The 24250-nt window shown below is 54.9% G+C and carries 21 protein-coding genes; 10 read left to right on the forward strand and 11 right to left on the reverse strand.

Annotated features, from left to right (window positions below):
• Positions 1–231 precede the first annotated feature (231 nt).
• The 5 genes from mpl (at position 232) to ACMHXE_RS05260 (ending at position 4622) form a co-directional block, all read left to right on the forward strand.
• Entirely contained in the window at positions 232–1614 is a 1383-nt protein-coding gene (gene mpl, locus ACMHXE_RS05240) for a UDP-N-acetylmuramate:L-alanyl-gamma-D-glutamyl-meso-diaminopimelate ligase (protein ID WP_101053715.1), read from the forward strand.
• A complete protein-coding gene (locus tag ACMHXE_RS05245) occupies positions 1611–2252 on the forward strand; it encodes a flavin prenyltransferase UbiX (RefSeq protein WP_025010042.1) in 642 nt (213 codons plus the stop codon). Before mpl ends, ACMHXE_RS05245 begins: the two co-directional genes overlap by 4 nt.
• 7 nt (positions 2253–2259) lie before the next feature.
• Positions 2260–2790, forward strand: a complete 531-nt coding sequence (hpt, locus tag ACMHXE_RS05250) for a hypoxanthine phosphoribosyltransferase (RefSeq protein WP_025010043.1) — start codon at positions 2260–2262, stop codon at positions 2788–2790.
• A 126-nt stretch (positions 2791–2916) separates the two neighbouring features.
• Positions 2917–3855, forward strand: coding sequence for an ABC transporter ATP-binding protein (locus tag ACMHXE_RS05255; protein ID WP_413731583.1), 939 nt, complete (start codon positions 2917–2919; stop codon positions 3853–3855).
• Positions 3852–4622 (forward strand): ABC transporter permease, encoded by a 771-nt coding sequence (locus tag ACMHXE_RS05260; protein ID WP_071475780.1) that lies wholly within the window; start codon positions 3852–3854, stop codon positions 4620–4622. Before ACMHXE_RS05255 ends, ACMHXE_RS05260 begins: the two co-directional genes overlap by 4 nt.
• 13 nt (positions 4623–4635) lie before the next feature.
• Here ACMHXE_RS05260 and ACMHXE_RS05265 read toward each other — a convergent pair whose 3' ends face one another.
• The 8 genes from ACMHXE_RS05265 to sfsA form a co-directional block, all read right to left on the reverse strand.
• Positions 4636–5130 (reverse strand): DUF4124 domain-containing protein, encoded by a 495-nt coding sequence (locus ACMHXE_RS05265; protein WP_101053709.1) that lies wholly within the window; start codon positions 5128–5130, stop codon positions 4636–4638.
• A gap of 160 nt (positions 5131–5290) precedes the next feature.
• Positions 5291–6136 carry a pantoate--beta-alanine ligase gene (gene panC, locus ACMHXE_RS05270; protein WP_165565550.1) on the reverse strand — a complete coding sequence of 282 codons (846 nt, stop codon included), beginning with the start codon at positions 6134–6136 and terminating at the stop codon, positions 5291–5293.
• 21 nt (positions 6137–6157) lie between these two features.
• Positions 6158–6952 carry a 3-methyl-2-oxobutanoate hydroxymethyltransferase gene (gene panB, locus ACMHXE_RS05275; RefSeq protein ID WP_101053703.1) on the reverse strand — a complete coding sequence of 265 codons (795 nt, stop codon included), beginning with the start codon at positions 6950–6952 and terminating at the stop codon, positions 6158–6160.
• Positions 6953–7029: 77 nt separating this feature from the next.
• Positions 7030–7518 (reverse strand): 2-amino-4-hydroxy-6-hydroxymethyldihydropteridine diphosphokinase, encoded by a 489-nt coding sequence (gene folK, locus ACMHXE_RS05280; protein WP_101053701.1) that lies wholly within the window; start codon positions 7516–7518, stop codon positions 7030–7032.
• Position 7519: 1 nt separating this feature from the next.
• Positions 7520–8905: a polynucleotide adenylyltransferase PcnB gene (locus tag ACMHXE_RS05285; protein ID WP_224866146.1), complete on the reverse strand. Its 1386-nt coding sequence runs from the start codon at positions 8903–8905 to the stop codon at positions 7520–7522.
• A gap of 113 nt (positions 8906–9018) precedes the next feature.
• Positions 9019–9888, reverse strand: coding sequence for a tRNA glutamyl-Q(34) synthetase GluQRS (gene gluQRS / locus ACMHXE_RS05290; protein ID WP_413731586.1), 870 nt, complete (start codon positions 9886–9888; stop codon positions 9019–9021).
• 69 nt (positions 9889–9957) lie between these two features.
• Positions 9958–10401: an RNA polymerase-binding protein DksA gene (gene dksA / locus ACMHXE_RS05295; protein ID WP_101053694.1), complete on the reverse strand. Its 444-nt coding sequence runs from the start codon at positions 10399–10401 to the stop codon at positions 9958–9960.
• A 168-nt stretch (positions 10402–10569) separates the two neighbouring features.
• A complete protein-coding gene (gene sfsA / locus ACMHXE_RS05300) occupies positions 10570–11274 on the reverse strand; it encodes a DNA/RNA nuclease SfsA (RefSeq protein ID WP_101053691.1) in 705 nt (234 codons plus the stop codon).
• 164 nt (positions 11275–11438) lie between these two features.
• Here sfsA and pepB point away from each other — a divergent pair, with 164 nt between their 5' ends.
• Positions 11439–12716 (forward strand): aminopeptidase PepB, encoded by a 1278-nt coding sequence (gene pepB / locus ACMHXE_RS05305; protein ID WP_413731588.1) that lies wholly within the window; start codon positions 11439–11441, stop codon positions 12714–12716.
• A gap of 92 nt (positions 12717–12808) precedes the next feature.
• Complete coding sequence (locus tag ACMHXE_RS05310) at positions 12809–13267, forward strand: GNAT family N-acetyltransferase (RefSeq protein ID WP_335916889.1); 459 nt, start codon at positions 12809–12811, stop codon at positions 13265–13267.
• A 1-nt stretch (position 13268) separates the two neighbouring features.
• On the opposite strand, the gene thpR is transcribed toward ACMHXE_RS05310, so the two are convergent.
• Positions 13269–13817, reverse strand: a complete 549-nt coding sequence (gene thpR / locus ACMHXE_RS05315; RefSeq protein ID WP_101053683.1) for an RNA 2',3'-cyclic phosphodiesterase — start codon at positions 13815–13817, stop codon at positions 13269–13271.
• 143 nt (positions 13818–13960) lie between these two features.
• On the opposite strand from thpR, the gene ACMHXE_RS05320 reads away from it, so the two are divergent.
• Genes ACMHXE_RS05320 through mrcB form a run of 3 tightly spaced genes read left to right on the forward strand, consistent with a single transcriptional unit; the run spans position 13961 to position 21095 of the window.
• On the forward strand, positions 13961–16138 hold the full coding sequence (locus ACMHXE_RS05320) for a putative bifunctional diguanylate cyclase/phosphodiesterase (RefSeq protein WP_101053680.1): 2178 nt from the start codon (positions 13961–13963) through the stop codon (positions 16136–16138).
• A gap of 59 nt (positions 16139–16197) precedes the next feature.
• Complete coding sequence (gene hrpB / locus ACMHXE_RS05325) at positions 16198–18753, forward strand: ATP-dependent helicase HrpB (RefSeq protein ID WP_413731591.1); 2556 nt, start codon at positions 16198–16200, stop codon at positions 18751–18753.
• A gap of 14 nt (positions 18754–18767) precedes the next feature.
• The gene (gene mrcB / locus ACMHXE_RS05330; protein ID WP_101053676.1) at positions 18768–21095 is read left to right on the forward strand and encodes a penicillin-binding protein 1B; all 2328 of its coding nucleotides are present in this window, start codon (positions 18768–18770) and stop codon (positions 21093–21095) included.
• A 476-nt stretch (positions 21096–21571) separates the two neighbouring features.
• Here mrcB and ACMHXE_RS05335 read toward each other — a convergent pair whose 3' ends face one another.
• On the reverse strand, positions 21572–22279 hold the full coding sequence (locus tag ACMHXE_RS05335) for a hypothetical protein (RefSeq protein WP_165565545.1): 708 nt from the start codon (positions 22277–22279) through the stop codon (positions 21572–21574).
• Positions 22280–22756: 477 nt separating this feature from the next.
• Positions 22757–24241: a Re/Si-specific NAD(P)(+) transhydrogenase subunit beta gene (gene pntB, locus ACMHXE_RS05340; protein WP_165565544.1), complete on the reverse strand. Its 1485-nt coding sequence runs from the start codon at positions 24239–24241 to the stop codon at positions 22757–22759.
• Between the last annotated feature and the right edge of the window lie 9 nt (positions 24242–24250).

Here is a 24250-nt window from a genome sequence, read left to right on the forward strand (position 1 = left end):
CGCATTTGCGTAGGCTGTGGGCATTTTAAACGCGCAGACTTGTCCTGACCAGTGACCGGTTCAGATTTTGGAAAATTCCTTTATCTATTAATCACATTGCTTAGCGGAGATGAGAGAAAGCTGAACAGCAGGCAGAGGCCTCTCGCGTCTTGCCGGTGGCATAGGTACAATGAGCGGCATGCAAACTCGCCCAACGTGGGTGAGCGGACTCACTGCAGAAGGATGGCCTTAATGCACGTACATATTCTGGGGATCTGTGGCACTTTTATGGGGGGCTTGGCGCTGCTGGCCCGCGCCATGGGACATAAGGTCACCGGCTCCGATGCCAATGTTTACCCACCCATGAGTACCCAGCTTGAGCAGCAGGGGATAGACCTTATTCAAGGGTTTGACCCGTCACAGCTGGATCCCGAGCCGGATCTCGTGGTGATAGGCAATGCCATGAGCCGCGGCAACCCCTGTGTGGAAGCCGTACTCAACCGCGGCCTGAAATACACCTCGGGCCCGCAGTTTCTGCATGACCATATATTGCCCGAACGCTGGGTATTGGCCGTTTCCGGTACCCATGGCAAAACCTCAACCGCCAGCATGTTGGCCTGGATCCTCGAAGCCTGCGGCTATCAACCTGGCTTTTTGATTGGTGGGGTGCCGCAGAATTTCGGCATTTCGGCCAGGTTGGGCGAGTCACCCTTCTTTGTGGTCGAGGCCGACGAATATGACAGCGCCTTCTTCGACAAGCGCTCCAAGTTTGTGCATTATCAGCCAAGAACCCTGGTGATCAACAACCTGGAGTTCGACCATGCCGACATCTTCGACGATCTCAAGGCGATACAGAAGCAGTTTCACCATCTGCTCAGAATCGTGCCGGGGGATGGCCGGGTGATCTGGCCGCAAGATAGCCAGGCGGTTGCCGGCGTGATAGCCAAGGGCTGCTGGAGTGAGCAGGAAACCTTGAGCCATGAAGCGGGCCTGGGTGACTGGAGTGCCAGGATGCTGGCAGACGATGGTCACGAGTTTGAACTGTTTTTCCGCGGTGAATCCCAGGGCGTTTTGAGCTGGGGCCTGATTGGGCGTCACAACATAGACAACGCCACTATGGCGATAGCCGCGGCGCGTCATGTCGGGGTCTTGCCGGTAGATGCACTCAAGGCGCTGGCAGACTTTACCCCGCCCAAGCGCCGTCTCGAGTTGCTGGGCAGCGTAGAGGGTGTCAGCGTTTATGACGACTTTGCCCATCACCCAACGGCAATCGCCACAACTCTTCAGGGAATGCGCGCCAAGGTGGGCCAGGGCAAAATCACCGTCGTGCTCGAGCCCCGCTCCAACACCATGAAGCAAGGGGTGCATAAAGACACACTGGCCAACTCCATGGCCCTGGCCGATGAGGCTGTGTTGTATCAGGCGGATAATATCGATTGGGATATTGCCGCGGCCATGCAGGCGGCGCCGCTGCCGGTGCAGGTTTTGCACGACATAGATGAGATAGTGGCCAAGGTCAGTGGTGAAGCCAAGCCCGGCGATACCGTGCTGATCATGAGCAATGGCGGCTTTGGCGGCCTGCATCAAAAGTTGCTCCAGGCCCTTAAAGCCAGAAGTGGCGAGGTCAAAGCGTGAAATATCAGCAGATTAAGAGTATCAGCCTCGCCTGGACCGGCGCCTCTGGGGCGCCCTATGGGCTGAGGCTGCTGGAGTGCTTGCTCAAGGCCGAGTTTCGGGTTTTTCTGATGGTGTCCAGCGCCGCTCGGGTGGTGCTGGCAACGGAACATGGGCTCAAACTCAGCAGCGCGCCGGACAAGGCCACCGAGCAGCTCAGAAAACTGTTTCCCGAAGGCGGTGAGCTGAGGGTACTGGGTAAGGATGAATGGTTCTCTCCGCCGGCATCCGGCTCGGCGGCGCCTAAGCAGATGGTGATCTGTCCCTGCTCAACCGGCACCCTGGCTGCGGTGGCCACCGGCATGAGTAACAGCCTGCTGGAGCGGGCCGCCGATGTGGTGCTCAAGGAGCGCGGTCAGTTGTTGTTGGTGCCCAGAGAGACACCTTTCAACGCCATTCATCTTGAACATATGTTGAAACTCAGCCAACTGGGCGCCATCATAATGCCGGCCGCACCCGGCTTTTATCACCATCCCAAATCCATTGAAGATCTGATAGACTTCATGGTCGCCCGGATCCTTGATCATCTGGGTGTCGAACATGCATTAACGGATCGCTGGGGTTATGACAAACCCAAAGACAGTGAGATCGACAATTGAGAGTGATATGAAACACACCACCGAAGTGATGATCTCGGCAGAAGAGATCAACCAGAAACTGGATGAATTAGCCGAGCGCATCAATGCGCATTATGCCAATGCCGACAAGTTGCTGATGGTCGGCCTGCTCAAGGGCTCAGTGGTCTTTATGGCCGATCTCTGCCGTCGGATTAAGGGCCATGTAGAGATCGACTTTATGTCTGTTTCCAGCTATGGCAATGCCATGACCAGCTCCAGAGACGTGAAGATACTCAAAGATGTTCAGTCGGAAATCGCCGATCGTGATGTGTTGATCGTCGAAGATCTGATTGACTCGGGCAACACGCTCAACAAGGTACGCGAAATGCTGCTGCTGCGTGAGCCAAAGAGCCTGACTCTCTGTACTCTGCTGGACAAGCCGGACCGCCGCGAAGTCGACGTACCGGTAGACTTTGTCGGTTTTACTATTCCTGATGAATTCGTGGTCGGTTATGGTATCGACTACGCCGAGCAGTACCGCAACCTGCCTTATATCGCCAAGGTGATCCCGCAGGAGTAAGCAAGCTGTGATTTCGGCTTTGTTTGTATAGTAAGACAGACTCCCGCCACGGCGGGAGTCTTGCTTTTTGCGTCCCGGGCCGCTGCCGATACCTCAGGTATTGGAGGCTCTTTAGGAGAAACATCTATGACGACCAAAGCTCTGGCGTTGGAGCTGGACAATCTTAAGAAGACCTATAAGGGCGGTGTCGAAGCCGTCAAAGGGATTAGCCTGAATGTGGCTCAGGGCGACTTTTTTGCCTTGCTCGGCCCCAACGGTGCCGGTAAGTCCACCACTATCGGCATCATAAGCTCGCTGGTGCACAAGAGTGGCGGCAGTGTGCGGGTCTTTGGCCATGATCTGGATAAAGAGCTGGAGCAGGCCAAGTTGTGTATCGGCCTGGTGCCGCAGGAATTCAACTTCAACCAGTTTGAGACTGTGCTGCAAATCGTGGTTAACCAGGCCGGTTATTACGGTGTGCCCAGAGCCGAAGCCCACAAGCGGGCTGAGAAATACCTCAGGCAACTGGATCTCTGGGACAAGCGCAACAGCCAATCCCGGCAGCTTTCCGGCGGCATGAAGCGGCGTTTGATGATAGCCAGGGCCTTGATGCACGAGCCCAAACTTTTGATCCTCGATGAGCCCACCGCCGGGGTGGATATAGAGCTGCGGCGCTCCATGTGGGAGTTTCTCAAAAAAATCAACGCTGAGGGCGTCACCATCATACTGACGACCCACTATCTGGAAGAAGCGGAAATGCTCTGCCGCAACATAGGCATTATCGATAAGGGCGTGCTGGTGGAGTGCACCAGTATGAAATCCCTGTTGTCGAAACTGGATATGGAAACCTTTGTGTTGGATATCAAGCAGCCGCTTGTTGAGGTGCCCAAGCTTGGCGATATTACAGTCAGGCTTACCGATCCGGCGACCCTGGAAGTAGATTTGCTGAAGTCCCATAGCCTGAACGCCGTCTTCGGTTTACTGACTGAGCAGGAGGTTGAGGTGCTATCCATGCGTAACAAGGCCAATCGATTGGAGGAGTTGTTTGTGAAACTGGTTGAAAATGCCCAAGGAGGCCAGGTATGAGAGGTCTGTATCTGGTTGCCTTCAAGAGTATTTTAATCAAGGAAATTACCCGCTTTACCCGCATTTGGATACAGACGCTGGTACCGCCGGCGATCACCATGACACTGTATTTTCTGATCTTCGGTAATCTGGTGGGCAGTCGCATCGGTGAGATGGGCGGTGTGTCCTACATGGAGTTTATCGCCCCGGGTCTTATCATGATGTCGGTGATCACCAACTCCTATTCCAATGTGGCGTCTTCTTTTTTCAGTGCCAAGTTCCAACGTAACCTGGAAGAGCTGATAGTGGCGCCTGTGCCTCATTATGTGATGATAGCCGGCTATGTCGGTGGCGGTGTCGCCCGTGGCTTGCTGGTAGGCCTGATAGTAACCCTGGTAGCCATGTTCTTTGTCGATCTCAGTGTGCAGCACTTGGGATTGGTGATAGTCACAGTGTTTCTGACCTCAGTGCTGTTTGCCCTTGGCGGCCTTATCAATGCCGTGTTTGCCAAGAGCTTCGACGACATCAGCATCATCCCCACCTTTGTGTTGACGCCGCTGACCTATCTTGGTGGGGTGTTTTACTCGCTGTCGCTGCTGCCTGACTTTTGGCGTGGCGTATCGGCGCTGAACCCTGTGGTGTATATGATCAACGTGTTTCGCTATGGTTTCCTGGGATTTGCCGATATGAGCGTGCCGCTGTCGATTGGGGTGATGCTGGGGTTTTGTGCGGGTCTGTGGTTGCTGGCCTATTATCTGATCTCTCGTGGGATAGGACTGCGCAGCTGACTCAGGGCTGAGCCTAGTTTTTTTGCTGCAGCAACTGTCTGTGTTGCTGCAGCTTGGCTATCTTGTCATCATTGGCGCGTTTGAGCTCATCAAAGTGGGCGTTTATTTTGCTGCGTTGCTCAACAAATGCGGGATCTTCCCGCTCCCGCTTCTGCCAATAGCGTTGCCGCTCCTGCTTTTGTAGCTCGCTGGTTCGCAGTATTTCCAGATAGCTGTTTTCCTGCTGTAGCCGATAGACTTCGGCTTCCAGTCGCTGTAATAGCTTGTCTTCGGGCAGGCTGTCGTTCTCTAAAAGGGATTGCAGCGGATCAAGGCTTTCTCCCTCGGCCGTTTCCGTGGTCACGCCATACTGGTATTCAATTCTGTGCTGTTTGAAGGCTTGCGGGCAGGGTTGCTGGCTGAATACCACCTTGTCCTCTTTGATACATTTATAGACGGTACCTGCCTGAACTTGCCAAGCGAGCAGCAACGCAGCAAAGAGCCAGAGTCTGGGCTGTCCGGGCAACATTGGGGTGGGAATCCTTTCGTCACATATCAAAAACAAGTGTAACCAATATGACTCAAACCTTTATTGAAGACCAGTTTTTGACTAAGGAAATTTTTTTGGCGACCTGGAAAAGGTCTTCGGAAGAAAGAGGGGAAGATTTCCCCTCCCTAAAGAAAAGATATCAGCGTGACAGCGTCATATTGTCTATGAGGCGAGCCTTGCCAAGATAAGCGGCGGCCAGGATCACCAGCGACTTGTCATCGCTGCTTACAGGTTTGAGGCTTGAAGCCTCACGCACTTCCAGATAGTCGGGCTCAAGCCCGGCGGCGCGCAGGAACTCTTTGGTATCGCTGATGGCCTGGTCGATATCCTGCCCCAGTACAATTGCCTCGGCCAGTTTATCCATGGCGGCCTTGAGCTTGGGCGCCAGCGCCTTTTCGGCTTCTGTGAGATAGCCGTTGCGCGAACTCAGCGCCAGGCCGGAATCCTCGCGAACGGTTTCTACCCCTATGACCTCGATGGGCAGCGACAGGTCGCTCACCATGGTCTTGATCACCAAAAGCTGCTGGTAATCCTTACGACCAAACAGGGCGATATCCGGCTGCACTATATTGAATAGCTTACAGACTATGGTCGCGACCCCGCGAAAATGCCCTGGACGGCTGGCGCCGCAAAGCTCATCGGAGATCCCTGGAACTTCCACAAAGGTCTGGGCGTCCAGTCCTTTGGGGTAGATAAGCTCAGGGGTTGGGGTAAACAGTAGCTCGCAGCCGGCTTCGGTCAGTTTTTGCTGATCGGCACCCAGAGTACGGGGATAAGCATCGAGATCCTCATTCTTGCCAAACTGCAATGGGTTGACAAAAATCGAGGCCACCACGTGATCGGCGCGGCGCGCGGCTTCGAGGATTAAACTCACATGCCCCTGGTGCAGATTGCCCATGGTAGGGACAAAGGCTACGGTTTCCCCCTTTTGGCGCCACTCCCGCACCCGGGTGCGGATCTCATCTATCTTGGCTGTGGTCAGCATAATCTGGCGAAACTCCCCGGTTTAGTTAAAGGTGTGCTCTTCTGCGGGGAATTGTCCCTGCTGAACTTCATCGATATAGGCCTTTACGGCCTCACGGATTTCACCTGTCTGCTTGAGGTAGTTCTTGGAAAAGCGTGGGATATAGCCGCTGGAGATCCCGAGTACATCGTGCATTACCAGGATTTGGCCATCGGTATCCTTGCCGGCACCTATGCCGATTACCGGAATTTGCAGCGCTTCGGTTATCTGTTTTGCCAATGCTGCCGGGATACATTCGAGTACCAAGAGTTGGGCCCCGGCCGCTTCCAGCGCCTTGGCTTCATCCAGGATCCGCTGGGCGTTATCGGCATCGCGGCCCTGCACCTTGAAACCACCGAATACGTGCACCGATTGTGGTGTCAGTCCTATATGAGCACAGACGGGAATACCGCGCTCGGTCAACATGGAAACCGTTTCCAGCAACCATTGGCCACCTTCAATCTTGACCATGTTGGCACCGGCCTGCATCAGTTTGGTGGCATTGGTCATCGCCTGTTCGGGAGTGGCATAACTCATGAAGGGCAGATCGGCCATCAACAAACTGCGGCTGATGCCACGGCGAACACAACGGGTGTGATAGGCCATCTCCTCGACACTGACCGGCAAGGTATCATCGTGCCCTTGCAGAACCATTCCCAGTGAGTCTCCTACCAGCAGGACGTCTACACCTTCGCTGTCAAAAGCGGCGGCAAAACTGGCGTCATAAGCGGTCAGAGCGGTAAACTTTCTACCTTCCTGCTTGAATTTACGCAGGGTAGCTGTGGTGATTTTAGACATAATGCTCTTCTTATTAACCGAGTGAAGTGGTGTTATATGCCATGAGGCTTTGAACTGCAACGATCCGGCTCAGGTTCTCAGCCTGAGGGATGGATCAGTTGCAGCGATTGGCGCATGGCATCGGTGATCAGTGTGGCTATGCCGGTGCCGCAAGGCAGCACCAGTGAAGGATTGAGCTCTTCCAGTGGAATGAGGACAAACTCGCGGCTCTTGATGCCGTAGTGGGGCACTGTGAGCCTTGGGGTCTGTATCTGCTCATCGCCGTAGAGCAGCAAGTCCAGATCCAGGGTTCTGGGGCCCCAGCGCACCAGGCGTTGTCGCCCCTGTTGCAGTTCGATTGCCTGCAAGGCGTCAAGGAGTTCCAGTGGCGCCAGTTCGGTTTCGAAATAGGCCACCGCATTGACATAGTCAGGCTGGGGAACATCGCCCATGGGAACCGAACGATAGTAGGATGAAACGCGAAAGCTGTTTTGCCGCGGCAGTTGTTGCAGCGCCATGCAAGCACTATCAAGCTGGCGCTCGGGAGAGTCCAGGTTGGCGCCCAGCGCCACATAGACTCCGGTCATCTTACTCGGCCGCCTGTGGTTTTTCGCTTGGGCGACGAGGCTTACGGCGCCGGCGTTGATTGGCGTTACGGTTGCGGCTGCCGCCGGTTTTGTTGCCGCTACGTATCAGCTGTTGCCTTTTATCATCATCAGACTCGACAAACTGTTGCCACCAACTGGCTTGCTTGGCCAGATTGCCGCCTTCGGCATTGGCTCTGAGCAGCAAGAGGTCATAGGCGGCGCGGAACTTGGGATGCTCCATCAGTTTAAAGGCGCGGCCCCCTTGAGAGCGTTCAAAGCGCATCTGTAACTGCCAAATATCCCGCGCCGGAGTGCTGAAGCGGCGGGGGATACTTACCGAGCGACACTGCTGCTCAAGCACATCGCCCATGGCAGCAAAGAAGGCATCATAGGGGCTGAGACCGCTTTCCAGAGCGATATCCTGGGCGCGGTTTTGCAGCGGATACCAAAGAAGCGCGGCATAGAAGAAGGCAGGAGTCACAGGCTTGTCTTCACCGACGCGCACATCTGTGTTGTGCATCATTTCGCTCAACAGTCTGGCGGCCGGGCCCTTGGGATCGTCCCGCAGCAGGCTTTCCACCAGAGGGAATATTGGCGCAAACAGTTGGTATTCGCGCATCATCTGATAGTTGTTCAGCGCCTTACCGGCGAAGAACAGCTTGAGCACTTCTTCATACATACGCGCCGCCGGAATATCTTTCAGCAGCGGAGCCAGGCTCTTGATGGGGGCCGCGGTGCGCTTGTCGATGGACATCCCAAGCTTGGTGGCAAAGCGCACGGCCCGCAGCATACGTACCGGGTCTTCTCGGTAACGGGTTTCGGGATCGCCAATCAGTCGCAGGCTTCTGGCCTTAAGATCATGAATACCGCCGCCATAGCTGCGAATGGAGTAGTCGGCAATATTGTAATAGAGGGCGTTGACGGTAAAGTCCCGGCGCTCGGCGTCCTCATCTATGTCGCCATAAACATTGTCGCGCAGCAGTCGTCCGGCCGAATTGACCTTGGAAATCTTCTCTTCGCTGTTGCCGTGGTGGCCGCGGAAGGTAGCCACTTCAATAACATCCCGACCAAAGACGATATGGGCCAGGCGGAAACGACGGCCAACCAGGCGGCAGTTGCGAAACAGCTTCTTGATCTCTTCCGGAGTGGCATTGGTGACCACGTCAAAGTCTTTCGGCTCCAGTCCCAGTAGCAGATCGCGTACGCCGCCACCAACCAGATAGGCGTTAAAGCCAGACTTATGCAGGCGGTACAAAACCTTGAGCGCATTCTCGCTAATCTGTCTGCGGGAAATGCTGTGGCCATCGCGCGGAATAACCTCCAGGCTTAAACCTGTGTCTGTGTTGTCTTCTTGTTGAGCCTTGGCTGTCTGACTATCGTCAAACAACTGCTTACAAAACTGACTGATACGGCGAAAAATGGGACACCTCGGAACGTTAACGCAAAATAAGGGTTAAAAACTGGCGGCTATGATATACCAAATAGCGGACGATGAGTATATCAGCGGCCGATGAGGATCTCTGTCTGTTTGGGAATGCAGTCTGGATCAAACTGAGCCACCGCCTGAGCCAACATCTGAGTCACATCGGCTTCGGGCGTGACAGCAGCCTGGCCGAGAAACTCGAGTGCCGCCAGCAGCGCCGGCTGTGGATGGCGTTTATCCACCGGCGTGGCATGGTTTTGCTTGGAGAGCTTGAGTCCTGCCTGGGTGCTGGCCAGTGGCAGATGAAAAAAGCTCGGTTCCTGAAACCCGAATTGTCGATACAGGCTTATCTGTCGGCAACTGGCCTCCAAGAGATCGGCGCCGCGGACGATTTCTGTGATGCCTTGAAAGGCGTCGTCCAGTACCACTGCCAGTTGATAGGCGTACAGGCCATCGCTGCGCTTGATAATAAAGTCTTCTGCGGCGAAGGCCGGGTCGACACAAACTTCACCCAGATGGTCATCGATAAACCGGGCGACCGCCATTTGGTTGTGAATGCGAATGGCGCCTTGTTTGAGTTGCAATTCCCGGCAGCGGCCATCATAAACGCCGCCTCTTTGCTGGATCTGTTTGCGGGTGCACTGACAATAGTAGGCTTGATTGGATTTCAGCAAGGCATCTATATGTTGTTGATAGTCTTGCAAACGCTGGCTCTGGTACAGCACTTTGCCATCCCAGTGCAAGCCGAAGGCTTCCAGAGTATACATTATGTCATCGGCGGCGCCGCTGACTTCTCTCGGGGGGTCGATATCTTCTATTCTCAGCAACCACTGCCCTTGCTTTGAGCGGGCGCGCAGATAACTGCCGAGGGCGGCAACAAGAGAGCCAAAATGCAAAGAGCCTGAAGGCGAGGGGGCGAAACGGCCTATGTAGGAAGTGTTGTTCATCAAGGGCTGAGTGACAAAAAAAATCGCGGGGCCAGTGTAACACTTGGCCCCGCGCTGTGGCAGATGAGATTAACCTGCCATCTGTTTTTCTTTGATCTCTGCCAGCGTTTTGCAGTCGATACACAGATCGGCTGTCGGTCTGGCTTCCAGACGACGGATGCCGATTTCGACGCCGCAGGATTCGCAGAAACCGAAGTCATCTTCTTCAATTTTCTGCAGTGTCTTTTCGATCTTCTTGATCAGCTTACGTTCGCGGTCGCGGGCGCGCAGTTCGAGGCTGAACTCTTCTTCCTGGGCGGCACGGTCAACCGGATCCGGGAAGTTTGCAGCTTCATCCTGCATATGGGTGAGAGTGCGATCCACCTCTTGACGCAACTGATTCCTCCATGCTTCAAGAATGGTTTTGAAGTGACTCAGTTGTTCCGAGTTCATGTACTCCTCACCGGGTTTTTCCTGGTAAGGGTCTACACCAGCGATAGCGAGTACACCAAGTTTTTTAGTGCCTTCAGGCATAACGCATCTCCTGTTTCCATTTGCGTCGTAGGGCGTTCTTATGAACGGCCGCTATCTATATCAGAATCTCTCTACCTAGGCAAATATTTCGATTTACTTATTGCTAATTATTTGAATATGTCTGCTAAACCCGATTAAATCAACTTTTTATCACTTTTTACAGCTGGTTCAGCGGATAAATTCGAGCCTGGATTCCACCCTGAAGCCTTCTGGGGCAAGGCTTGTGGCATAGGCCAGCACTTCTACCCCGGTATCTATGGCTTCGTTCAATAATTCAGCATATTTTGAATCTATATGGCGGGCTGCTGATACGGTTTTTATGCCGGTATGTTGCACTAAAAACACCAATACCCCTCGTTGGCCACTTTTGACCACGGACATCAGTTCCCGTAAGTGTTTTTGCCCTCGGCTGGTGACGGCATCGGGGAAGTAACCGTGTCCCTCTTCCAAAAGAGTGGTGTTCTTCACTTCGATATAGCAATCAGCCTCAGCCCCTTCGCTGAGAAAGATATCGATACGGCTGTTTTCATCACCGTATTTCACTTCCCGTTTGAGGCCCTTGTATCCCTGTAGTTCCTTGATGACACCCGTTTGGATCCCTTCCTCTACCAGGGCATTGGCCCGGCCTGTATTGATTCCAATCAGGTCGCCGTCAGGGGTTTGCATCAGCTCCCAGGTGTGGGCGTATTTACGCTTGGGATTGTCAGAAAAGGAGAACCAAACCCGCTCGCCGGGGAACTGGCAGTTCTTCATCGAACCCGTATTGGGGCAGTGCAGGGTAATTTCAGTGCCATCATCCAGCCTGACATCGGCCAGAAAGCGTTTATACCTTTGGATCAAAATGCCGGATTGCAGTGGCGGGATAAACTCCATCCCCATCTCCCTGAAGTGATTGAAAACTCCCAAGCCTAGCAGGCTTTACAGTTGGCAACAATTCTCACTCGGCGCGGGGCTTCAAGTGCCGGGCAGGAATGCAGTACACTGGACGCAATTGTGACGCCTTGCGTTCACTACATATAAAAGAAGAAGGAATCGAAATGAGTCAATCCATGAAGATAGTGCTGACCCATGAGGCCCCAGCGGCCCATTGGGGCAAGGCCGATGTAACCTACAATGCTGAGCAGGCTCAGATCCACCTGCAGGGAAACGATGTCCTGCGACAAATTCAGATGGCCGCCCGCAAGCTGCGTAACCAGGGGATCAATCAGGTGTCTTTGGCGGGAGAGGGTTGGGACCTCAACAGTCAGTGGGCCTTTGCCCAGGGCTTTGTCACTGCCAAAGGCGGCCATGAGATCCAGTGGGCCGGTGATGAGGCGCTCAAGGGCGCGCTGACCAGCAGGGCTTACAGTGCATCGTTTGCCCGCAGCCTTATCAATGAAACCCCGGAAAACCTGCCACCACTGAAACTGGCGCAGCAGGCGGCCAATTGGCTGGCCGAGCTCGGTGGTGACAAGGTCAGCTACCGGATAGTTGAAGGAGAAGCCTTGCTGCAGGAGCAGTGGATAGGCATTCATGCGGTTGGCCGCGGCAGCGAAAGGCCACCTGCGTTGCTGGAACTGGACTTCAACCCTCTGGGGGAAGATGCTCCCGTGTCTGTGGCGCTGGTAGGTAAGGGGATCACCTTTGACTCAGGTGGATACAGCATCAAGGCTTCCGAAGGCATGCTGGGCATGAAGGCAGATATGGGCGGCGCGGCAACTGTTACTGCGGCGCTGGGGCTGGCGATTCAGAATGGTCTCGACAAGCGGGTCAAACTCTACCTTTGCTGCGCCGAGAACCTCATAAGTGGTCGTGCCTATAAGCTGGGCGATATTCTGACTTACAAGAATGGCACCACGGTTGAAGTGGTCAATACCGATGCCGAGGGACGCTTGGTGCTGGCCGATGGTCTGCAGGCCGCCTGCGCCAGCGGTGCGACTCGGGTTATTGATGCCGCCACCCTGACCGGCGCCGCTGTGATGGCCGTTGGCCGCAACTACAACGCCATCTTCTCCCCCAGCCAGCCATTGCTGGCGTTGACGCAGCAAAAGGCGGCTCTAGTGGCTGAAAATGTTTGGCCTTTGCCGCTGGAGCCTTGGCATAAAGAGATGTGCCCATCAGCTTATGCCGATACCGCCAACAGCCGCCCTGTAAAAGGTGGCGGCGCCGGTGGCGCTTCCAATGCCGCCGGTTTCCTGTGGCGTTTTGTCAATGAAGGGGTTGATTGGCTGCATATCGATCTGGCCGCCGCATTTGAAGACAACGCTTCGGCCCTCTGGGCTGCTGGGGCCACGACTCACGGTATGTTGACCATAGCCGAACTGTTGGTGGACTGAGCCTTAGGGAATTAACGTCCTAACCAAGCCGCCCACTGGGCGGCTTTTTAATGCAGGTGTATCGCTATTTTTTCAACAAAGGGAAGTGCAGGATGAAGTTACGCAAGGCGAGAAAGGAAGACGCGCAAGTTGCCTGGGATATCCGCAATCTGGCGATTCAGGCCGGTTGTCAGGGGTTTTACACAAAGGCAGAGCTCAGAATTTGGACCCAGGGTGAGATGCCCCAAGCCTTTCTCACTATGGTGGAGAGAGACTTTTATCTGCTCGAACATCAGGGAAAAATACTGGCGACCGGCATGCTGGATAACGACCGAATTGAAGCCCTGTTCGTGCATCCACAAGCCATGGGGCAAGGGCTCGGGCGCGACTTACTCGCTCATCTCGAGTCTTTGGCGCGTGAAAGAGGCGTGACAGCGCTGACGCTGGAGTCTACCCTCAATGCCGCCGACTTCTATCGTAGCAGTGGCTTTTGCGGTGAGGGGATAAGCCAATACCACTCCCCAAGAGGCATAGTGCTTGACTGCGTGGTGATGCACAAGGCGCTTAAGTGATTCAGTCGCTTAAAGGCCAGCTGGCCAATATCCGGTACTCGACGCCGGTTGGAGTACTCAAAGACTCGTAGAGTTGCAGCTCGCTTGGCGTTAAATCGAGCGTTGGAATATGTTCGAGTTTCGGTAGGTTGCCGGCCCTTCGCATCAAGGTGATGTGGGGGCGATAATCATATTCGCTGCTATGCAGCCCAAGGTCGTCCGCCAGTTGTTGCGCCGCCTTGGCGAGCGCCATCAGTACCGGATCTTCGGCTGTGCCGGTCAGGCAGAGTATTTTCGGCCCGGGCCAGAAACAGAGATGCTCGAGCCGCACCCGAAAGTGTTTCAGGGGCAAGCCGGGAATGGCGGCGAGTAAATCCCTCTGCTGTTTTGCCGTCACCTGGCCGAGAAACGCCAGGGTTAAATGCAGATTGGCCGCAGTCACTTTTTTTAGACCGGGGCCTGACTGCTCATCAGCTTGTTCACAAGCTTGCTGCAACTTCAGTAGGCTGGTTTTTTCTGCCGCGGTTGGCGCAAATCCGAGAAATAGTCTTTTAGGCGTAATTGGGCTCATTTTTCGTTTCCGGTTAGGTGCTTGACCTATACTGTGGCTTATACCATTTTGCATTAGAGTTGACTCACTGCGTTAAAATGGAAGCATAATGGTATCAGATGGATTCTTCAGTTCAGGAACAGTCGTAAGGAAATGACCCCACTATGCCCGTGAGTCTAGCCAATCAATTGCAACATGCCCTGGTGGATGTCTTCAGCGATTCTCCGTTGATCACCCTGGAGCAGAATGTTGATCGTGCCCTGGAGATCATTACCCGGCAACTGGATTGTGACGGGGTGTTTGTGCTGGCGGCCGGAAAGGCGCCAGGGCGGCTCAAGACCCGTAATCTCTACCTCAAACCCCAATTCAATACTCTGCAAGGCACCCGTGAGTGGGGATTAGGGAACATGCCTTTTTTTCGCAATCTGTTACGCCATCCCAAACTCCTGACCCTGGACAGTATTGAGGAGCTTCCCAAGGAAGCTCAGGAAGAGAAACGTTTCTTACGCCAGTGGCAGGTACGTAGCCTGCTGGTTCTGCCGCCACTGCATCTGGGGGATACCCATATCGCCGTAGGCGCCTTGCAATGCGGTGGTGAAAAGCGCTGGCAGGAGGACTTTGTCAATGAGCTTAGCCATGCGGCCGCCATGATAGGCTCGGCGATGGAACTGACCCGTATCGCCTTGGCGCTGCTGGCCAGTGAGTGCAAGTATCAGGAGCTGTTCCAACAGTTACCCCTGGCTTGTGGTCAGTTGGACAGCAGCAACCAACTGACCATGATGAACCGGATAGCCAAACAGACACTGGTAGCCGCTGATAGCCAGGATCTGCTGACCTTGGTGCGTGAGGATGACAAGGGCATTTTGCTCGATACCCTGGCCGTGGTGCGCGATGGGGTATTGAATCAGGCCTGGTGTGAGGTTGGTTTTCAGCATGGACAGGAGCTCTCCTGGCAAAAGCTCAGTATCAGTCGTAGCAAGGCTGATAAGCGTACCCTGGTGTTGATGGCCGAAGATGTCAGTGAACGTCACAGGCTGGCCAGCGAGCTGTCATTCCATGCCAATTATGATGCGCTGACCGGCCTGCCCAATCGGGTGCATTTCGAAGCTCTGCTGGCCAAAGTGCTCGGCGAGGAACAGGCTCCTCCTGTGTGTATTGCCTTTGTGGATCTGGATCAGTTTCGGGTGATCAACAATGTCAGCGGGCATATCGCGGGTGACAGGCTCTTGTGTCAGGTGGCGCAGCGGCTCAAGCAGCTGGTGCGCAAGGGGGATGTGGTGGCCAGACTCGGCGGCGATGAGTTCGGGATCCTGATGCATTTTTGTAACCCAGAGTCGGCCAAACATATCGCCGAGCGTATCTGTCAGCAGCTGTTTAATCATGAATTCAACTGGGAAAACCGCAAACACGGGGTCTCGGCCAGCATAGGCATAGCCCAGTTGGAACCATTGGCGCAGGACATCTATACCGTCATGGGCCAGGCCGATGCCGCCTGCCGACTGGCCAAGGAGCAGGGGCGCAACGGCTGGTTACTCTACGACAGCAGCGATCCCCGCCTCAAGCGGCTCTACAGCGAAATGACCGCCTCGGTCGATGTCCTAGGTGCCCTGGCCAACGACAAATTTGAGCTTTACTTCCAGGAGATCCGCCCGCTGGAAGCCACAGATAGTGGTATGCACCTGGAGATCTTGCTGCGTATGTATCAGGAGGAGGGAGAGATGTTGTCACCGGCAATATTTTTGCCGGCGGCCGAGCGCTATAACCTGGCGTCCAGAGTGGATCGCTGGGTGATAGATCATCTGCTGCTTTGGGGCAATCGGCATCTTGAGTTGTGGCAATCCCTGTCTTTGGTGTCGCTGAATCTTTCGGCGTCCTCGCTTGAGGATGAGGAGTTTATGGACTGGCTTGAGATGCGTCTGCTGGCCGAGCCGGAGTTGGTCGATAAGCTGTGTATCGAAATCACCGAAACATCGGTACTCAGCCAGCTCGAGCAGGCCCACAGGTTGATTGAACTGCTTAAACCTTTGGGTTGTAAGCTGGCTATGGATGACTTTGGCGCCGGTTTTTCCTCTTTTGCTTACCTGAAACAGTTGGCGGTGGATTATGTGAAGATTGATGGCCAGTTTGTGGTCAATCTCTGTGAAGACAAGGCAGATCAGGCGATTATTGCCGCCATGTGCCAGTTGGGGAGGCAGATGGCGTTTCAAACTATTGCCGAGTTTGTGGAAACCGAGGCCATAGTGGCGAAACTGCGGGAGCTGGGGGTGGATTATGCTCAAGGTTACGCCATAGGCAAGCCCAGGCCCTTATTGGCGCTGAGCGAGTCACCCCCGTTAGGTTAGCCACGGCGGCAGAAACTGGTTACACTGAGCGCCTGTTTTTGTAAGCCATGCCCTGAATCTTGAACGACTTACCCATTCAATCCCTGTTGCCTCAACTGCGCCAAATCTTGGCCAGTTGTCGGCAAGTTATCCTCGAAGCGCCTACCGGAGCCGGTAAATCCACCGCGTTGCCCTTGGCACTGCTCGACTGGCCGGAAATCGACGGCAAGATCCTTATGCTTGAGCCCAGACGGGTGGCGGCGCGGGCCATCGCCGGCTTTTTGGCGCGCCAAAGAGGGCAGGCGCTGGGACAAGAGGTGGGGTTCAGGGTTCGCGGTGAGAGTCAGGTCAGTGGCAACACCCGACTCGAGATCATCACCGAGGGGGTGCTGACCCGCATGATCCAGCAGGACCCTGAGCTCAAGGGTGTTGCCATGATCATTTTCGATGAGATCCATGAGCGCCATCTGAGCACAGATCTCGGTCTGGCGCTGGCACTGGAAGTGCAGGCCTCATTGCGGGACGATTTGCACTTGCTGGCCATGTCGGCAACGCTCGAAGGCTTGCCGTTACAAACCTTGATGCCGGATGCCAAGCTGCTTGCCAGTGAGGGCCGCAGCTACCCTGTGACTATCGCCTACAGCGCCGCTTCGGCGCAGAGGCGCAGCGGTTCGGGGGCCGGCACAGGCATGGCGCCTTGGCTTGAACACATGGGGCGGCAGTTGCTGGCGCTGCTGGACCCTCAGCAGGCCTGCGCTTTGGGGGTTAGCGAAGCGCAGCAACAGGGCTCGATACTCGCCTTCCTGCCGGGACAGGGGGAAATTCAGCGCCTCAAGCACTATCTGCAATCCAGGGTTGCGGCCAATGTGCGCATTTGTCCTCTTTATGGTTCATTGAGTGCCAAAGAGCAGGATGCGGCGATTGCCCCAGCCAATGCCGGTGAGCGTAAACTGGTGCTGTCCACCAACCTGGCGGAATCCAGTCTGACCATAGAGGGGATTACTCTGGTGGTGGACAGTGGTTACAAGCGCCAGGCCAGTTTCAATCCCCGCAGCGGCGTGACCCGTTTGGGACTCAAGCGCATCAGCCAGGCATCGGCCACTCAAAGAGCCGGGCGGGCGGGGCGCACCAGTGCGGGTTTCTGCTTAAGGCTTTGGGGCCAGGAGGAGCACGGCCGCTTGCCGCAGGCAGATGAGCCGGAAATCTTGCATGCCGACTTGCTCTCCATGGCCCTGGATGCGGCCTGTTGGGGCGTGCGCAGCCTCAGTGATTTGCCTTTACTGACACCACCGGCCAGAGCCAATGAGGCGGTGGCCTGGCAGCTGTTGCAGTCGCTGCAATTGGTAGACCCGCAACGTAAGCTTACCGCCCATGGCCGCGCGGCCTATGCACTGGGGGCGGCGCCGCGGCTGGCGCACATGCTGCTTCGGGCGCAGAGTTTGGGGCAGGCGCGCGGCGAACCCGAACTCGCCGGTCTGGCTTGTCTGCTGGCTGCCTTATTGGAGGCCAGAAGCCTTGCGGGCAACAACGCCGATATCATGGATAAACTTTCTCAGGCCACTCAAGGCCTTGAGGCCAGACAAGTCGGCAACTGGCTCAGACACTTGGGGCTTAACGGCAAGGCGGCGGATTTTCTGAAATTGGCGAATCGTGCCGATTGCGCCCTGTTGTTGGCGTTGGCATTTCCTGACAGGATAGCCAAGGCAAGAGGCGTTGAGGGCTATCAACTGGCCAATGGCAGCGGCGTGGTGCTCGATGCCGGTGACAGCCTCAGCGGCTGCGCGTTTCTGGTGGTGGCCGACTACCAGGAAACCGAGGGCCGCAGCGCCGGCCGTATCTACCTGGCGGCCGAGTTACCGGCGGGGTTGCTGGAAAATGAGCTGGCCTTTCTCTGTACCTGGCAACAGCAGGCGGGCTGGGATGAGTCCAAGGGACGTTTCTTTGCCGAGCGCCAACTGCGTCTGGGGGAGATAGTGCTCAAACGGGAGGCCGAGGAAGAGGCGGATCCCAAGCTGAGGGCTCAGGTGATTATGGTGCTGCTGCGCAGTAAAGGCTTGGCGCTGCTCAATATGGATGAGGATGTCAGGCAGCTCCAGTTCAGGCTGGCACTGGCAAGATCCAAAGATCCGAGCCTATTTCCGGACAGCAGCGATCCGGCGCTGCTGGATTCTCTTGAGGAGTGGTTGGAGCCGTTTTTGAGTGATATCAAGCAGCTAAAGGGACTAATGGCATTGGATATCAAGCAGCTGCTGCTCAATCGCCTCGAGTGGCAGGCGCAGCAGACACTGAATGAATGGCTGCCGAGCCATTGGAAAATGGCCACGGGCACCCGGGCACCGATCCGCTATGATGCCGGCGGGCGGGCGCTGCTGAGTGTTCGCTTGCAGGAAGCGCTGGGCATGGCCGAAAGCCCGCCGCTGCTGCAAGGGGAACTGATCGTAACCATGGAACTCTTGTCTCCGGCGCAGCGCCCTTTGGCGCTGACGGCCGATCTGGCCAGTTTTTGGCAAGGGCCCTATGTCGAAGTGAAAAAAGAGATGCGTGGGCGCTACCCTAAACACCTGTGGCCCGACGATCCGGCCAATACTTTGCCGACCAAGTTCACCAAGAAAAAGACCTTGAATATCCAGCAGTAAATTTTGGGATAAGCATGACCACCAAGAAAAGTACCACGAAAAAAAGTACCAGAAAAACCAGCAGCAAGAGCAAGCCGGCGCAGCAAAGCCCCGGGTTGTGGCGCAGGTTATGGTCGATAACCTGGAAGCTGACCCTTATTCTGGTAGCGGCGTTGACTATCTATTGTATCTACCTGGATCAGATCATCGCCCGCAAGTTTGAAGGGCAGAAGTGGCACCTGCCGGCGCAGGTGTTCAGTCGCTCCATGGCACTCTATCCCGGGGCGGCGGTGAGCCACGCCCAACTGATGGCCGAACTTAAGCTGCTGGGCTATCGCAAGGTGGCCAATCCGCGCCAGGTGGGGGAGTTTTCTGCCTCCAGTACCCGAATCGAGCTGTGGCGCCGCCCCTTCCTGCATCCTGAGGGAAGCCAGGCAGAGCAGCGGGTGATGATAAGTTTTGACTCCAACGGCGTTACTTCGGTGGCGCGCATGAGCGACAAACGACAACTGGCGGTGTTTCATCTTGAACCTGTACTGCTGGACAGGATCATCGCCGGCGATGGTGAGGACAGGCTATTTGTACCAACCGAACAGATCCCCGAGCACATAGTCGAAGCGCTTATTCTGGTGGAAGACCGCAGCTTCTATGAGCACCACGGAGTGAACCCCTTTGCCATCGCTCGTGCCCTGCTGGTCAATATCAGCGCCGGTCGCACGGTACAGGGCGGCTCGACCCTGACCCAGCAGTTGGCGAAGAACTTCTTCCTCTCCAGCGAGCGCTCCTTAATCCGTAAGGCCAGAGAGGCCTTGATGGCGCTGATTATCGATTTTCGTTACAGCAAGGATGAAATCCTCGAGGCCTATCTCAATGAGGTCTACATGGGACAGGACAAATCCAGAGCCGTGCATGGCATGGGGCTGGCGTCGCAATTCTATTTTGGCCGCCCGGTCGGAGAGCTGACCCTGGCGCAGCAAGCCTTCCTGGTCGCCGCCATCAAGGGGCCATCTTACTACAACCCCTGGCGCTATCCTGACAGGGCTCAGGAGCGGCGCGATCTGGTGCTCAGGCTCTTGATGGAAGGCAGCAAAATTTCTGTCGATCAATACAAGGCGGCAGCAGAGTCGCCGCTGGGATTAAGGCGCTCGGACAAACCTGTGCATCAGAAACTGCCGGCCTTCTTTGCCGTGGTCAAACAGGAACTCAAGAACCGCTATGGTGCAATGCTGCTGAAGCAGTCCGGCGTCAAGGTCTATACCACCTTGGATCCCATGGCGCAGGAAGCCGCCGAAAACGCCGTTGAGCGAACCCTGAAGGAGCTTGGCAAGAAAGATAAAGAGGTGCAGGTGGGCATGGTGGTGACCGACAAGTACAGCGCCGGGATCGCCGCCATGGTGGGCGACAAGGTGCCGGGCTACGAGGGGTTCAACCGGGCGGTGGAAATTCGCCGTCCCATAGGTTCACTGGTCAAGCCCTTTGTTTATGCCACTGCGCTGGCTCAGGGCAACAAGTTTAATCTCGCCAGCCCACTCAAAGATGAGGCTATTACCCTCAAGAATGAGCAGGGCAAGACCTGGTCGCCCCAGAATGTGGATCGCAAGTTCCGCGGCCAGGTACCACTGTTGACGGCGTTCAAGAAGTCGATGAATGTGCCGACCGTAAATCTGGGTATGATGGTTGGCGTCGATGCCGTGGCCGCAACGCTGAAGGAGGCTGGTTGGAATGAGGCTGTACCGGCTTATCCTTCCATGTTGCTCGGCGCCGTAAACGGTTCCCCCTTGATGGTGGCACAGGTATATCAGACCCTGGCAGACGGCGGCCGTTATCGTCAGCTCAATGCGGTGACTGCCGTGCTGGACAGCGACAACCAGCCTCTGCCTGTGGCCAGTATGCCACGCCATGAGGCGATAACGCCGGCGGCTAACTATCTGGTGCAGTACGCCATGACCAAGGTGGTGGAGTCCGGTACGGCTTCGCGCCTGGGGGCGGCCTTCCCCGGAGTGATGCTGGCGGGCAAGACGGGCACCAGCAACGACCGCCGCGATTCTTGGTTTGCCGGATTTGACGAGCGTAACGTTGCCGCCGTTTGGGTTGGCCGTGATGACAACGGCAAGACCCAGTTCTATGGCAGCAGTGGTGCCATGACGGTTTATCAACGTTTCCTCGCCGAGCGGCCGCCGCTGGGGCTGAGATTGCCGCCGGTCAACGGCGTGGTGCAGGGCTATTTCGACCGGGATACAGGTGCGGCGAAACAAGCCGATTGCCGTAATGTGGTGGCGGTGCCTGCGCTGGCTGACAGTTATCACCCGGCACCCAACTGTGGTGAACCTTTGCCTTGGTGGAAACGGATCCTCGGTGGTTAACGGCTGAAACTAAGTAGGGCAGCTATATTTGCGGCCCTGCTTGGTGAGCAGGCCAAGCTGGGACTACTGAGTGTGCGTGAGCCCTGATTGGGGATTCTTCCACACCAACCCTTGGGGGATAAATGGATCAACAACCGGTTGTTCCATGCCTGAATGGAAACCAAGATTTGTCAGTCCCAGAGCAAAATTGGCATAGTGGTTGTTTTGGCATAGTGGCTATTTCGGCATAGTGGCTGTTTCGACATAGTGATGCCACCTTGCTAGATTGCATTTAATGCCATTCTTAACGCTGAGCTTGTCCTTGTGAATCTCCCCTCAGTGCCAAGTGCAAGGTAAAGTTATTGCAGCGGAGGGAGAGCCGAAGGCTCGCACTAGAGTAATTAAGACAACTTCTGACTGGTTCCTCCAGGTGAAATTCTAAGTACAAAAAAGCCCCTGTAATTAATTCTACTGGGGCTTTTTTGCAATCCTTTTAGTTAAGGATTTAGAACAGGATACCCTTGACAACTATCTTGTATACATGGAGTTTCGTTTGAGATACTCCATGAACCAGAATAATTGTTATACATAAAAGTTTGTTCAGACTCTCTTGAGGTAAAACGAACAACGAAAGGAGTGTATTGAGAAATACCCGATTGCATTGCCATCTCGGTGATTCCTACGTACATCATGAGTGAGCCATAACCTCCCCAACTTTGTAGTAGACGTCCCTCGACTTCTATCCGCTCAATTTCATCATCTTCACCTGATGTGGTTTGAAATACCTTATCCAAAGAAATGTTATGCAACTTTGCATTCAGCCTAGAGTAGGTTGCATATTGAGTGATAAGTCTATCCATTGAAGACTCAGGAATACCAAGACTTTGAGCCATGTTTAGCCTACGTGCTTTTATCAAAGCAAAGAGTTCACTCTTTTGCTCAACAGAAAGTGTGGAATAAGTAGTTCCAGCCCCCAAAGAGTTGATGTAAGTAGTCGTTTTTAAAAGAGGTTCTCCTAGGGTTTTCTTCCCGGACATCAGCTGATTTAATTCAGCCGAAAAGTGCAGATAAGCCTCTGGACTTTGAAAACCAAAGTACTGAGCGTGAGCTTGTATTTTTTTTTGCACATCGCTTTCTGGTTTCGCAATCGCGTTTTGAGACCAACACCCCAATAACAGAATTGCAAGTAAGATCCGTATACTCATTTCACATCTCCTTTACGTTTTTCTAATCTGAGTAGATCTAACAGACGTTACATGCAGGGTCAATGATTGAGTTGTTTATAAATTAAACAGCAAACGGGCGGGGATTCGGTGGGCTTGAGACCATTATAACCTGTCTTAGCAGCAGGTATGCACTTCCTGGATCCTATGGCGCAGGAAGCCGCCGAAAACGCCGTTGAGCGAAGCCTGAAGGAGCTTGGCAAGAAAGAGGTGCAGGTGGGCATAGTGGTTGTTTAGGTATAGTGATGCCACATTGCCAGATTGCGTTTATTGCCATTCTCAACGCTGAGCTTATCCTTGTGAATCTCCCCTCAGTGTCACGAGGACTTATTCGCACCTTCCCTAAAGACAGACAGCTTGGTGGCAGTAGATAACGGCCTGAGTGCTCAAATCTGTAGAGCCGGCAAAAGAAGAGGGAGCCATCGGGCTCCCTCTTTGACTATGGGTTTAGCTGGCTATTTAGAGCGATTTCAAAATCGCTTCTACGCTGGCCTTGGCATCGCCGAACAACATCTGGGTGTTGTCTTTGAAGAACAGCGGGTTCTGCACCCCGGCATAACCTGTATTCATCGAGCGTTTGAAGCCGATGACATTGCGGGCCTTCCACACTTCCAGTACCGGCATGCCGGCGATTGGGCTGGAAGGATCTTCAGTGGCCGCCGGGTTAACCGTATCGTTGGCACCTATCACCAGTACTGTATCTGTGTCTTCGAAATCATCATTGATCTCATCCATCTCCAGCACTATGTCATAAGGCACTTTGGCCTCGGCCAACAGCACGTTCATATGGCCCGGCAGACGTCCGGCAACCGGGTGGATACCGAAGCGCACCTTAACCCCCAGATTACGCAGTTTCTGGGTGATCTCGGCCACGGGATATTGTGCCTGGGCTACTGCCATGCCGTATCCGGGGGTGATGATCACTGAGCTGGAGTTTTTCAGCAGCTCGGCCACATCCTCGGCCGTGGTTTCACGGTATTCGCCCATCTCTTCATCACCGCTGGAAACGGCGCCATCGGTACCGAAACCACCGGCAATCACAGAGATAAAGGAACGGTTCATCGCCTTACACATGATGTAAGACAGGATGGCACCGGAAGAACCTACCAGGGCACCTGTAACGATCAGCAGGTCGTTGGACAACATAAAGCCCGCCGCTGCAGCCGCCCAGCCAGAGTAGGAGTTGAGCATGGATACCACAACCGGCATGTCGGCGCCGCCTATGCTGGCCACCAGATGCCAGCCAAAGGCAAAGGCTATCAGCGTCATGATAAGCAGAGGCCAGATGCTGCCGCCTACGTTGACGAAGTAAATCATCAGCAGCAGGGATACCACTACCGCCAACAGATTGAGCTTGTGGCGATGAGGCAACATCATCGGCTTGGAGGAGATAATGCCTCTGAGCTTGCCGAATGCCACCACAGAGCCGGTGAAGGTCACGGCACCAATGAAGATCCCCAGGAAGACTTCCACCAGGTGGATGTTGAGCATGGCGCCTGTCATGGGCTCATGGGCTGCCGAGGCGGCGGCCTGCTCTATGGCTGCCCTGGCGGCTTCCAGCGTGGCATTGAGGTCATTACCGACAGTGACTATCACTTCATTCATCGCCTGTGGATGCAGGCCGAGGAAAGAGTTGAAACCCACCAATACGGCGGCCATACCCACAAAGCTGTGGAGAATGGCCACCAGCTCAGGCATTTCTGTCATCTCAACCTTGAGCGCCAGACGAATACCTATGGCACCGCCTATCACCATGGCGAGAATGATCCAGTGAACCCCATTGGTTTCAGGATTCAGTATGGTAGCGATCAAAGCGATCGCCATCCCTATAACCCCAAACAGGTTTCCATTTTTTGCAGACTCCTGCTTCGATAAGCCGGCGAGGCTTAAGATGAAGAACAGGGCCGCTATGATATAGGCTGCTGTTACCAGTCCTTGAGACACGATATACCC

Source organism: Shewanella sp. BJSY2023SW007 (assembly GCF_047314525.1).
In the GTDB taxonomy this organism is placed as follows: domain Bacteria; phylum Pseudomonadota; class Gammaproteobacteria; order Enterobacterales; family Shewanellaceae; genus Shewanella; species Shewanella chilikensis.

Excerpts from the sequence above, each read along its gene's own strand:
- thpR (WP_101053683.1), bottom strand. The coding sequence starts at position 13,817 with ATGAGCCCAATTACGCCTAAAAGACTATTTCTCGGATTTGCGCCAACC.
- ACMHXE_RS05255 (WP_413731583.1), top strand. The coding sequence starts at position 2,917 with ATGACGACCAAAGCTCTGGCGTTGGAGCTGGACAATCTTAAGAAGACC.
- ACMHXE_RS05260 (WP_071475780.1), top strand. The coding sequence starts at position 3,852 with ATGAGAGGTCTGTATCTGGTTGCCTTCAAGAGTATTTTAATCAAGGAA.
- pepB (WP_413731588.1), top strand. The coding sequence starts at position 11,439 with ATGAGTCAATCCATGAAGATAGTGCTGACCCATGAGGCCCCAGCGGCC.
- ACMHXE_RS05320 (WP_101053680.1), top strand. The coding sequence starts at position 13,961 with ATGCCCGTGAGTCTAGCCAATCAATTGCAACATGCCCTGGTGGATGTC.
- ACMHXE_RS05335 (WP_165565545.1), bottom strand. The coding sequence starts at position 22,279 with ATGAGTATACGGATCTTACTTGCAATTCTGTTATTGGGGTGTTGGTCT.
- ACMHXE_RS05310 (WP_335916889.1), top strand. The coding sequence starts at position 12,809 with ATGAAGTTACGCAAGGCGAGAAAGGAAGACGCGCAAGTTGCCTGGGAT.
- dksA (WP_101053694.1), bottom strand. The coding sequence starts at position 10,401 with ATGCCTGAAGGCACTAAAAAACTTGGTGTACTCGCTATCGCTGGTGTA.
- gluQRS (WP_413731586.1), bottom strand. The coding sequence starts at position 9,888 with ATGAACAACACTTCCTACATAGGCCGTTTCGCCCCCTCGCCTTCAGGC.
- mpl (WP_101053715.1), top strand. The coding sequence starts at position 232 with ATGCACGTACATATTCTGGGGATCTGTGGCACTTTTATGGGGGGCTTG.
- sfsA (WP_101053691.1), bottom strand. The coding sequence starts at position 11,274 with ATGGAGTTTATCCCGCCACTGCAATCCGGCATTTTGATCCAAAGGTAT.
- hpt (WP_025010043.1), top strand. The coding sequence starts at position 2,260 with ATGAAACACACCACCGAAGTGATGATCTCGGCAGAAGAGATCAACCAG.
- panB (WP_101053703.1), bottom strand. The coding sequence starts at position 6,952 with ATGTCTAAAATCACCACAGCTACCCTGCGTAAATTCAAGCAGGAAGGT.
- ACMHXE_RS05265 (WP_101053709.1), bottom strand. The coding sequence starts at position 5,130 with ATGTTGCCCGGACAGCCCAGACTCTGGCTCTTTGCTGCGTTGCTGCTC.
- folK (WP_101053701.1), bottom strand. The coding sequence starts at position 7,518 with ATGACCGGAGTCTATGTGGCGCTGGGCGCCAACCTGGACTCTCCCGAG.
- panC (WP_165565550.1), bottom strand. The coding sequence starts at position 6,136 with ATGCTGACCACAGCCAAGATAGATGAGATCCGCACCCGGGTGCGGGAG.
- mrcB (WP_101053676.1), top strand. The coding sequence starts at position 18,768 with ATGACCACCAAGAAAAGTACCACGAAAAAAAGTACCAGAAAAACCAGC.